Raw genomic sequence first — 10,462 nt, 5'->3', positions numbered from 1 at the left:
GCGGTACAAGCGCACAGCGCGCTGACGCAGTTCGTCGGGGTACTTCTTCGGTGCTGCCACGGACAACTTCCTCCCCCACGGCCATCAGACCATGGTCAAGAAGCTCCATGAAAGCGGGGGTGGCTCACCCTGGTGTACGCCCTCTGGGCGATCTCCTAGTAAAGCTGTCTCCGGGGGTAAACGTGCCAACCTACCCACTTCCGTACTACGAAGGTGACCAGCGCCTAGCGTTCGAACTGCTGGTGGACGTGCGAACCGTTCTGCTACGTCACGGGTTCCCCGAGCTGACCCGAGTGGACATGGAGACGCTCTACGTCAGCCTGCGGCTGTTCCTGTACGGCGAGATGGGCCGAGTGCCTGTGGACCCGCTAGTCAACTCGCCGACGACGCAGTTGCCGATCTACAACAGTTGCCTTTGCCGTCACGGCCAAGGCGTTGAGCGATAAGGACCAGCGGAAGGCTCCTACCGGAGTAGCGGCGGGAGCCTTCCTCGGCTCTAGGAGTAGCGCTCCGTGCGAGCGTGGGACATCTCTCCCAATACCCAACCTGACACGTGGGCGAGTTGTCCTCGCCAATAGATGGGCGGCATGTTCAACGGACCGTTGGCCTGAGCGGCGAGGAGCGGCAACCTCGCGTTCTGCAGGTGGATGGACTCCGGTGGCTTCGGGCCGCGATCCGTCAACCTGCCGCTCAACGAGGTCTGCTGGCTCGGCATGCCATACGTCGACAGGCGCTACGGCGGCGAGCCGTACCAGCAGGAGATGGTCGCGTACACCACACGCCGTCGACTTCTGGCAGAGCACCGGCCAGACCCTCGACACCGAGGCGGTGGCGTACGACCTGTTCGCGGCACCGTACCCGGACGGTAACGACCTTTCCAATGGGTCGCGTACCGTCCCGAGGACCCGGTCCACGACGTAGCCGCAGCATGGCGGCCGGCGGCACCCGCTGAGTGCCGGCGACCGCCGGTGCGGCCGCAGGCGCCCGTCGTCGTCACGACCGCCTGCCGGTGAGTCTCCCCCGGCCCGAGGCCGGGGGAGGGGGAGCTGGTCAGAAGCGGCCCCAGTCGTCGGCCGCCGGTCGCCACACGTCGATGTTGCGCGGGTCGACGGCCATCCGGCGAGCCCGGTGGGTCTCCTGCTCCTCGGGGGTGAAGACCCGGTGCCTGTCGCACAGTTCGTAGCGGGGGCCGTGCTTCGGGTCGTGCAGGTAGAAGGCGATAGACGTGGACGCGGAGTGGTTGACCAGGTCGGAGGCGATCGGGACCTGCTTGTACTGGGCGCGGGCCCGACCGCGCATCACGTGGTCGAAGCTCTTCATCATGAAGCACAGGTGCGCGACGTAGAACTCCTTGTTGCGTTGCAGGGCGAGGCTGTGGTGGTAACGGTCCTCGCTGCGCAGGAAGACGGTGACGTCGCCGACGTAGTCCGAGGGCAGGAAGCCGAGCACCCGGGTGTAGAAGTCCAGGGTCTCCTCGTACTTGTCGGTGGCCAGGAACGGGTGCACCAGGTCCAGCGGACGCAGTTCGACAAGCGGCGGCTCAGCGTACTCGACGAACTCGGTGAACAGCTCCACGATCAGGCCGTTCGGGTCGCGGACGGCGAAGCCGCGCTGCACCAGCCCCTTGACCCGGTCGGCCAGTTCGAGGACCTCGTGACCGGCGTCGGTGACCCGCTCACGCAGGTCGTCGAGGACCGCGTCGGACTCGACGCTGAACCCGACCGCGGTGGTCCAGGAGACCTCGCGGTGCGGGGCGGCGACAAGCTCGATGCTGTGGTGCTCGATGTCGGCGCGCAGGAAGGCGTACTCCTCGTCGTGCTGTTCGAGTTGCAGGCCCACGTGGTACTGAAGGAACTCGATGGAGGCGGCCAGGTCCGGCACCTCGATGCGGGCGTACTCCATGCCGTAGGGCCCACGGCGGCGGGTGGTGGCCTCGGTGGTCATCAGCGACCCCTCTCGGTGGGCGGAGCGTCCCCGGCTGCGGGGATCGTGACGATGGCCTGACGTTCGATGACCGGGCGCCAGCGTTGGCGGACGAACCGCTCGTGCGACTCGCTGTGCAGGTAGTCGAGCAGGTCCTGCTCGGTGGCGAACTCCACGACGAAGCCGTGGGTCATGCTGCTGTCCCGGGTGCTGATGTTGGGTCCGCTGCGCCAGTTGCGCATGGCCGGGTAGCGGGTGGGGAAGGTCTCCAGCTCGGCCAGGACCGACTCGGCCGCACCGGGCGGCAGGTCGTCCCGGAACCGGAAGACGAGCATGTGCGTGATCATGTGCGGCCGTCCTCAGAGGATGAAGCTGAGTCGGGCACCGGCGTCCATCGACTCCATCACCGGCACCGCGCGCCGGACCCGGAAGCGCAGCCGGTCGGGGTCGACCTTCAGCACGTGCTCGTACCGGCCGACGTAGGTGTAGGTGCCGCCGTCGCGGTAGCGGTGGATGACGAAGTTCGCGGTGATCCAGAGCGTCTCCGCCCCGCCTTCCAGCAGGATCACGTTGGAGACCATCCGGTGGGTCCGCGAGTGCGGGTTCTCCGCGTGCGCCTTGCGGCTCTTGAGCCGCTTGACCCGGGCCTGGATGAGGTCGTAGTCGTCGCAGACGAAGTATCCGGCGGTGGTGGCGTCCCAGCCGGCCCCGTCGGTGGTGGGCACCTCCAACCGGCCCTCGGGCTCGAAGAGGGTGAACCACTCGTCGAGTCGCCACTCGTCCAACAACTGAGCCTCGTGGTAGAGGAAGTCCTCCACCTCGGCCCGGGTGACCTCGCGGTCGCCCACCCGTACCACGCCGGGGCGCACCGTCGTCGGTGTCGTCACTTCACTCCCCCTTCGGGCGGCTCGGGCCGGTCGCGGAGGGCACGGTCGGCGGCGCGCCGGCCACACTCGTGGGTACGCCCACCACGCTGGCCCAGTGCCGCCAGAAGCTGCGCATCGCGCCCTCGTCGATGGAACGGCCCTGGTTGCCCTGCTTCTCGTTGGCCATGCCCCGGGACATGTCGCTCCAGTCGTGGGCGGGGTCGGCCGGGTTGGCGGTGGCCACGATGCCACGCTGCACCGCCTCGTACGCCTCGATGTCGTCGGGGGTGGCGAGGCCGCCCGGCCCGACGAAGCTGACCATGGTCTTGATCCGCAGCGCGCGGACCGACTCCGGTTCGCCGACCTCGACGAACTGCCAGGCCCGGACGTCGGTGCGGTCGGCCGCCACCGGTTCGAGCTGGCGGATGGTCAGCGCCTCCAGGTCGAACAGCAGCAGGTTGGGGAAGACGAAGAGGATCCGGCTGGCGTCGGCGATCTCACCGGCCAGCTCGGTGCCGAGCCGACTCTCCATCTCCTGCCGCTTGGCGGTGGTACGGGCCTTCTCCTCGTCGCCGAAGCGCGGCTCCCAGACCATGCCGATCCGGCCGTTGTGCCCGGTGAGGACCAGCAGTCCGTGACCGCCGCCGAGGTCGTAGGCGTACTGGTCGTCGTCGGTGACGGCGAAGCCGGTCTCGCGCAGGTAGCCGACGAAGGTGTTGTGCGTCGGGGCGAAGTGGTAGCCGTCCATCGCGTTCTCGACGGCCAGCTTCCAGTTGCCCTTGACGCTGTAGAGCTGCACGCCGGGCAGGGTGGTCAGGCCGTGCGGGCCGATCTTCGCGGTCAGCGACATGTAGTGCGCGGCGGCACCGAGGTGGGTCAGCAGGTCGGGTACGTCCGGGTCGAAGGCGACGAAGACGAAGCCCTCGTGGATCTGCAGCCGGGGCACCTGCCGCAACGCCATCGAGGCCCGGAAGCCCGGGTCGTCGGGGTACGCGTCGTCGCCGGGCAACGCGGCCAGTTCGCCGGAGTTGCTGAACGCCCAGGCGTGGTAGAAGCACTGGAAGAACTTGGTGTTGCCCTCGCTGTGCCGGCACAGCACGGTGCCCCGGTGGGTGCAGGAGTTGAAGAAGGCCCGCACCTCGCCATCGGAGTCCCGGCAGAAGATCAGCGGCCGGCCGCCCAGGGTACGGGTCTTGAAGTCACCGGGCCTCGGCAGCTCCGTCTCGTGCCCGAGGTAGAGCCAGGTGTGGTTCCAGATCCGGTCGATCTCCTGCTGGAACAGCTCGGGCTCGCGGTACGCCGACCGGTGCACGCGGAACCGCAGTGCCTCCCAGTCCTCGTCGATCAGCGCGCCGCCACCTGGTGCTCCCAGCGGGCGTACCGGGGTCTGCTGCACCACTCACCTCACCCCTATCTACGTCATGCGAGACAGCATCTCGCCTCATGATGCTGCTACTCGAACGCCATAACTGTCAAGAGCAGGCAGAACGCTGGAGACGGGTTATCAGCCGTTAATCGAAGCGCAACATCCACGGCTGGTTGTCGGGGACAGGATGCCCGGCATTCGATTCGGCACGGCAGGTGGGCGTCCGGCACCGGCACGGACAAACCGGTGCCGACGCCCACGGCACCGGCATGCCGAGGAGCCCGGCGGCGATCAACCGGCGATGAGCACCTCGTCGCGACGCGGTACGGCAGCCATCGCCCCCGGCCGAGTCACCGTCACCGCCGCCACCCGGATCGCCCACCGGGCCGCGTCGTCGATCGACGCGCCGTCGAGCAACGCGTCGGCGAGCGCGGCGCAGAAGGTGTCGCCCGCGCCGGTGGCGTCCACCGCCTCGACCGGCTGTGCCGGCAGCAGCCACTGCCGTTCGTCGGTGACCACGAGCGCGCCGTCCGCGCCGAGGGTGACCACCACCGGTCCCCGGGTGCCCAGCGACCGGGCCAGCGCGGCCAACTGGTCGGCGTCCCCGGGCACCGTCGGTGACCCGGTCAACGCCGCCAACTCGCCCCGGTTGGGCACCAGGACGTCGACCCGGGCCAGCGTCGCGACGTCGACCGGGCGGGCCGGCGCCGGGTTGAGCACCACCAGCCCGCCCGCGGCGGCCACCGCCTCGGCCACCACCTCGGCGCTGACCTCCTGCTGCACCAGCAGCGCGCGGGCGGTGCGGATCAGCTCGCGGTACGGCGTCAGATGGGCCGACGACAGCCACATGTTGGCACCCGAACTGACCGCGATGGTGCTGTCGCCGTCGGCGGTGACCAGCACGATCGCCTGGCCGGTCGGCCGGGTGGCCCGGAGCACCGCCTCGGTCCGCACGCCCTCGGCGGCCAGCAGACCGGTCAGCCACTCCCCCTCGGCGTCGTCGCCCACCGCGCCGACCATCGCGACCTGCCGACCCAGTCGAGCGGCGGCGACCGCCTGGTTGGCGCCCTTGCCACCGCCGGCCCGCCAGTGGTCGGCCGAGCCGAGCACCGTCTGTCCGGCGGCGGGCAGCTCCGGCAGCGGCACCACCACGTCGACGTTGAGACTGCCCACCACCACGATGTCGGTCATGGCGGTCAGCTCTGTCCCGGGCGCCAGGCGTGCGGCAGGAAGTCGGCCCGGGGTGGCGCGAACACGTCCACGTTGATGCAGGGCCCCTCGGTGGGCTCGATGTAGTGCTCCGCGCCCCGGGGCACCAGCAGCATCGAGCCCGGTCCCAGCGGGTGTGGGACGCCGTCGACGAAGTAGTTGCACCGTCCGCCGAGGATCAGCACCAACTGGTCGAAGTCGTCGTGGTGGTGCGGGTTGAGGTCCATGCCCACGGCGAGTTCGTGCCAGGCGAAGAGCACCTCGTCGGTGGCGTACACCTTGCGGCGTACTCCGGGTCGGACCTCGGTGGCCGGGATGTCGTCCCAGTTCACCGGAGCGCCGTAGAGCTGGGCGTTGAGCATGTGGGTTCCCTTCAGACGGAAGACTCGGCGAGACCACGCAGCCCGGCGCCGAGCAGTTGCAGGTCGGAGCCGACCACCAGGTAGCCGGCCGGGCCCAGGCCGGCCCCGGCCAGGGCGTCGGCGGTACGGCGCGGCACCCAGCCGCCGAACGCGATCGCGGCGGTGTCGGTCGCGGCGGCCACCTCCTCGACGCGCCGCCGCAGGGCCGCCGGTTCGGCGTCGAGTCCCAGGCTGACCGCCAGGTCGGTGGTGCCGACGAACCCGACGTCCAGGCCGCGCAGCAACTCGGGCAGCGGATCGTCGGTGGTCGCCGTCTCGATCTGGGCCACCAGCAGGGGTGGGTCGGCCGCCTCCGCGGCCAGGTACGCGTCGAGGCCGGCGACCCCGTACCCGGCCGCCGGATGCGCCAGGCTGACGCTGCGCCGCCCGTGCGGCGCGTACCGGCTCACGGCCCGCAGCGCCTCGGTGTCGGCCCGGCGGCGCACCGTCGAGAGCTGTATCCCGACGGCACCCGCCTCCAGCAGCCGGTTGACCTGCCCCGGGTCCACCGCCGGCACCCGGACCAGCGCCGGCAGGCCGTGCAGCACGGCCAGCCGGAGGTGATCGACGGCGGCCCGCTCGTCCAGCGTGGAGTGCTCCAGGTCGATCACGACGAAGTCGAGTCCGGCCTGGGCGGCCACCGCCACCACGTCGGCGCCGGGCAGCTTGACGAAGGTGCCGACGAGTCGATCACCGGCGCGCAGGGCCGCCCGCAGCCGAGCGCGGGCGGCGTGCACCCCGGTACGCCCGGGTGGGTGGCTGCCGGTCATCTCACTGCCCGGCGCTGCCGGCAGCGCCGCGCCACGGCACGGTCGGCACCTGTTCCCCGGCGAGCAGCACCAGGCTCGGTTCCAGCCGGGGTGCGGTGATCTCGTTGCCGGCGGCGTCGGGCAGCACCGCCTCCTCGGCCTCGGCCAGCACCGTGACGTGTGCCGGGCCGCCCTCGCGCAGGCTGCCGTAGCCCTCGTCGAGCAGGCCGAGCAGCCGGGCCGGCGCCTCGGTCACCCGGGGCACGATCTGGGCTATGGTCATGCCCAGGGCGCGCAGCTTGGCCATGCTGGTGACGAGGTCGAAGACCGGGCCGTGCCAGTTGCGGGCGCTGGTGTCCGAGGTGATCACGTCGGGCAGGAAGCCCTGTGCGATGGCGGGTTTGGCGACCTTGAAGCTGAGGTTGCTCCGGCCGTGCGCGGACTCGAACAGCACCCCGCGCTCACGGGCGGCGTACACCTCGGGCAGCACTGTGCCGTCCTGCAGGATGCCGTACGGCTTGCCGGTGTAGCAGTGGGCCACCACGTCACCGGGACGCAGCATCTCCAGCACCGCCGGCAGCGGCTCGGGGGTCTCCCCGATGTGCACCATCAGCGGCAGCCCGGCCTCGGCGGAGAGCGCCAGCGACCGCTTGAGCAGCGGCCGCCAGGCCAGCCCGACCACGTCGTCCGACAGTCGGATCTTGAATCCGCGCACCCGGTGCGGGTTCGCCGCGGCGACCGCCAGGGCGTCCTCCGGCACCAGCGTGTCCGGGTTGAGCAACTCGCCGAAGCGGAAGTCGATCAGGCCGAGCACCGAGACGTTGAGGAAGTTGACCAGCCGCATCCGGGACGGCCCGGCGATGTGCTTCTCGAAGGCGGGGAAGGTGGCGGCGCCGACGGTACCGGCGTCGTTGGCCGCCACCACGCCCCGCCGCAGGTGCGCCTCGTCCGGCGGCGCGCCGACCTTCGAGACGTCGGCGAAGATGTGGGTGTGTGCCTCGACCAGACCGGGCAGCACGTACTGCCCGGTGCAGTCGACGACCTGCCGGGCGGTGGCGGCGAGACCGGGGCCGATGCGGGCCACCCGGTCGCCGGTCACCGCGACGTCTGTCACCTGGCTCTGGCCGGTGGCGGAGTCGAAGACCTCGCCGCCGGAGAGCACCAGGTCGTAGCGGGGGGAACTGTCGCTCATGGCATCAGACTCTCTGTACGAGGCGGCCGGGGGTGGCCGGCCGGGGGACGAGCGGAGGACTCGGCGCAGAACCGGGTGCGCAGCGGCAGCACTCCACCGACCGACACCTCGACCAGGTCTCCGTCGGCGAGGAAGCAGCCCCGGTCCTGGCCGGTGCCGGCAGGGGTGCCGGTCAACACCACGTCGCCCGGTTCCAGCAGCACGTAGCGGGAGATCCAGGCGAGCAGGTCGGGCACCGGGAAGATCAGGTCGGCGGTGCTGGCCTGCTGGCGCGGCTCGCCGTTGACAGTGGTCAGGAGCGGAATGGCCGCCCGGTCGGCGACCGCGCCGAGGCCGAGCACGGAGGCGCCGAGGGCGCCGAAGCCCGGAAAGCTCTTGCCCAGGGTGGGGTTGCCGGAGGTGGCCATGACGTCGCGGGCGGTCAGGTCGTTGGCGGCGGTCACGGCGGCGACGTGGGCCCACGCCCGGTCGGTCGGCGTGTGGTGCATCGGTGTCCCGATGACCAGGGCCACCTCGCCCTCGTAGTCGGCCTGCCGGCTGATCGATTCGGGCAGCGCCACGGTGGCGTCCGGGCCCGAGCCGGCACTCGCCGACTTGAGGAAGAGCAGCGGCGCGGTGGGCAGCGGCCGACCGGTGATCCGGGCCTTGCAGTGGTAGTTCAGCCCGACGCCCCAGACGGCGCGGGTACTGGCCAGCGGCGGCCGGAGGGCACCGGTGAGGCTGTCCAGCGGCACCGTGTGCCGCACCGGCGCGGTGGCCGCCGGGTCGAGACCGTGGCCGGCACGCAGCAGCTCCGCCACGTCCCGGTACGGCAGGTCGAGCAGTTCGACAAGGCCGTCGCCGGTGAGCCGGCCCAACCCGTCGCCGGTGACGACCAGGTGTGGGGCCTCCGGGGCGGTCACAGCGCGTCCGAGGAGTGGCCGGGCACCGTGCTCAGGGCCGGGTTGACCAGCGGGGCGAGGTTGTTGACCGCGGCTGCGGCCTCGCCGAAGCCGACCGAGATCAGCCGCACCTTCCCCTCGTAGTCGGTGATGTCGCCGGCGGCGAAGATCCGGGGCAGGTTGGTACGCATCGAGCGGTCCACGGCGACGTAGCGGCGCCGCATCTCCAGCCCCCAGCGTTCCATCGCGCTGAGGTCGGCGATGAAGCCGAGGGCGGCCACCACCGCCTGGGCGGGCAGCACCTCGCGGCCGGGGCCACGGATCTCGCTGACCGTGACGGAGCTGACGCCCGCCTCGCCGTCGACGGCACTGACCTCGTACGGGGTCAGCACCCGTACGCCCGAGGCGTGCAGGTCGGCGACGCTGCGTTCGTGCGCCCGGAACTGGGCGCGGCGGTGCACCAGTGTGACGCTGCGGGCGTACGGCTCCAGGGCCAGCGCCCAGTCCACGGCGGAGTCGCCACCGCCGACCACCACCACCTCCTGCCCGGCCAACTCGTCCAGGCGGGGCACGAAGTAGCGCAGCCCCCGGCCGAGGTACTCGCTGCCGACCGGCAGCTCGCGTGGGGTGAAGGTGCCGATGCCGGCGGTCAGCAGCACCGCGGCGGCGCGGACCTGGGTGCCGGTGTCGGTGCCGATCAGCACGTGGTCCTCGGCGGCGGTCAGCTCCTCGGCGCTCTGGCCGAGCAGGAACGTCGGCTTGGCGGTGGCGGCCTGGGTGACCAGCGCGTCGACGAGTTCCTGGCCGCGTATCGCCGGCAGGCCGGCGATGTCGAAGATCGACTTTTCCGGGTAGAGGGCGCTGATCTGGCCGCCGGGCTCCGGCAGCGAGTCGATCACCGCGACGCTCATGCCCCGGAAGCCCGCGTAGTAGGTGGCGTAGAGGCCCGCCGGGCCGGCGCCGACGACGGCCAGGTCCACCTCGATCCGCTCGCCCATCAGGTGGCGCTCTCCGCGACCGCGGGGTGGTCGTGCCCGATCCGGCCGACCTTGCGCGCGCCACCCGGCCGGCCGATCTCGCCGAAGAACTCGGCGTTTATCGGCCCGAAGTGGGCCCGCTGCGCGGGCAGGTCCTCCAGGTGGAAGATCGAGGTGACCGGGCAGACCGGTTCACAGCGACCGCAGTCCACGCACTCGTCGGGGTGGATGTACATCATCCGGTCGCCCTCGTAGATGCAGTCGACGGGGCATTCCTCGACGCAGGACCGATCCTGCACGTCCACGCATTCGTCGGTGACCACGTACGCCATCGGTCCTCCCACGGTGGCTTCGCTTCGCCCCGTCGGCGCTGGCCGCGTCGGTCTGAACCGACGCGGCACCGGTCCGCCGCCAGGGACCTGTTTCGGCGACGTCGCCGCAGGTGGGGCGAGTTCTGTTTGGTGTCACGCCACGCTAGAGACCTGACGCCGCGTATGTCAACATACGAGATGTCATCTTGTATAGGGTCACTATCACGGGAGGGTCATGGAGCACGAGGCACCGGCGGCGCTGCGTCGCGCCGTCGCGGCGGCGGTCCACGAGACCGACCTTCTCGACGCGCTGACGGCGCTCTGCGCACAGCCCAGCCCGCACGGCCGGGAGGGGGCGGCGGGCCGCGCGCTTGCCGACTGGGCCACCGCCCGGCATCCGCACCTGCGCTGGCGGGTCGAGCCGCTGCACCGCACGCCAGCCGCGCCGGACAGCGCCAACCTGCTCGCCACCTCGGTCCTCGGCGACGCCCCCGAGTTGCTCGTCTACTCGCACCTGGACACCTCGTTGACCGGCGAGGACGACTTCGACGCCCCGATCACCGGCTCGACCGGCCCGCCCCCCGCCC

General features: G+C 71.2%; 12 protein-coding genes. 1 reads left to right on the top strand and 11 read right to left on the bottom strand.

Going from position 1 to position 10,462, the window contains the following annotated elements; all coding sequences use genetic code 11:
* Positions 1 to 1,050: 1,050 nt before the first annotated feature.
* The 11 genes from C1I93_RS23820 to fdxA all read right to left on the bottom strand — a co-directional run bounded on the left by C1I93_RS23820 (position 1,051) and on the right by fdxA (position 9,896).
* Positions 1,051 to 1,944: a VOC family protein gene (locus C1I93_RS23820; RefSeq protein ID WP_111245519.1), complete on the bottom strand. Its 894-nt coding sequence runs from the start codon at positions 1,942 to 1,944 to the stop codon at positions 1,051 to 1,053.
* Complete coding sequence (locus C1I93_RS23815; protein WP_111245518.1) at positions 1,944 to 2,270, bottom strand: Dabb family protein; 327 nt, start codon at positions 2,268 to 2,270, stop codon at positions 1,944 to 1,946. Before C1I93_RS23815 ends, C1I93_RS23820 begins: the two co-directional genes overlap by 1 nt.
* A gap of 12 nt (positions 2,271 to 2,282) precedes the next feature.
* Positions 2,283 to 2,810 carry an aromatic-ring-hydroxylating dioxygenase subunit beta gene (locus C1I93_RS23810; RefSeq protein ID WP_220039598.1) on the bottom strand — a complete coding sequence of 176 codons (528 nt, stop codon included), beginning with the start codon at positions 2,808 to 2,810 and terminating at the stop codon, positions 2,283 to 2,285.
* Position 2,811: 1 nt separating this feature from the next.
* Positions 2,812 to 4,188, bottom strand: a complete 1,377-nt coding sequence (locus tag C1I93_RS23805) for an aromatic ring-hydroxylating oxygenase subunit alpha (protein WP_111245517.1) — start codon at positions 4,186 to 4,188, stop codon at positions 2,812 to 2,814.
* Positions 4,189 to 4,446: 258 nt separating this feature from the next.
* Positions 4,447 to 5,346 (bottom strand): ribokinase, encoded by a 900-nt coding sequence (locus C1I93_RS23800; RefSeq protein WP_111245516.1) that lies wholly within the window; start codon positions 5,344 to 5,346, stop codon positions 4,447 to 4,449.
* A 5-nt stretch (positions 5,347 to 5,351) separates the two neighbouring features.
* Positions 5,352 to 5,726 (bottom strand): AraC family ligand binding domain-containing protein, encoded by a 375-nt coding sequence (locus tag C1I93_RS23795; RefSeq protein WP_111245515.1) that lies wholly within the window; start codon positions 5,724 to 5,726, stop codon positions 5,352 to 5,354.
* A gap of 11 nt (positions 5,727 to 5,737) precedes the next feature.
* Positions 5,738 to 6,535 (bottom strand): aldolase/citrate lyase family protein, encoded by a 798-nt coding sequence (locus C1I93_RS23790; protein ID WP_111245514.1) that lies wholly within the window; start codon positions 6,533 to 6,535, stop codon positions 5,738 to 5,740.
* Position 6,536: 1 nt separating this feature from the next.
* Positions 6,537 to 7,706, bottom strand: a complete 1,170-nt coding sequence (locus C1I93_RS23785) for an amidohydrolase family protein (protein WP_111245513.1) — start codon at positions 7,704 to 7,706, stop codon at positions 6,537 to 6,539.
* Positions 7,703 to 8,608: a fumarylacetoacetate hydrolase family protein gene (locus tag C1I93_RS23780; protein WP_111245512.1), complete on the bottom strand. Its 906-nt coding sequence runs from the start codon at positions 8,606 to 8,608 to the stop codon at positions 7,703 to 7,705. Before C1I93_RS23780 ends, C1I93_RS23785 begins: the two co-directional genes overlap by 4 nt.
* Complete coding sequence (locus C1I93_RS23775) at positions 8,605 to 9,585, bottom strand: NAD(P)/FAD-dependent oxidoreductase (RefSeq protein WP_111245511.1); 981 nt, start codon at positions 9,583 to 9,585, stop codon at positions 8,605 to 8,607. Before C1I93_RS23775 ends, C1I93_RS23780 begins: the two co-directional genes overlap by 4 nt.
* Positions 9,585 to 9,896: a ferredoxin gene (gene fdxA, locus C1I93_RS23770; protein WP_111245510.1), complete on the bottom strand. Its 312-nt coding sequence runs from the start codon at positions 9,894 to 9,896 to the stop codon at positions 9,585 to 9,587. Before fdxA ends, C1I93_RS23775 begins: the two co-directional genes overlap by 1 nt.
* Before the next feature lie 214 nt (positions 9,897 to 10,110).
* Between fdxA and C1I93_RS23765 the strand changes: the two genes are divergently transcribed.
* Positions 10,111 to 10,462: hypothetical protein (locus tag C1I93_RS23765; protein ID WP_146603565.1), on the top strand; the 352-nt coding region annotated here is incomplete at its 3' end.

The sequence above is a fragment of the Micromonospora endophytica genome (assembly GCF_003236305.1).
GTDB lineage: Bacteria > Actinomycetota > Actinomycetes > Mycobacteriales > Micromonosporaceae > Micromonospora > Micromonospora endophytica.
This window is presented reverse-complemented; position numbering and strand designations above follow the sequence as displayed.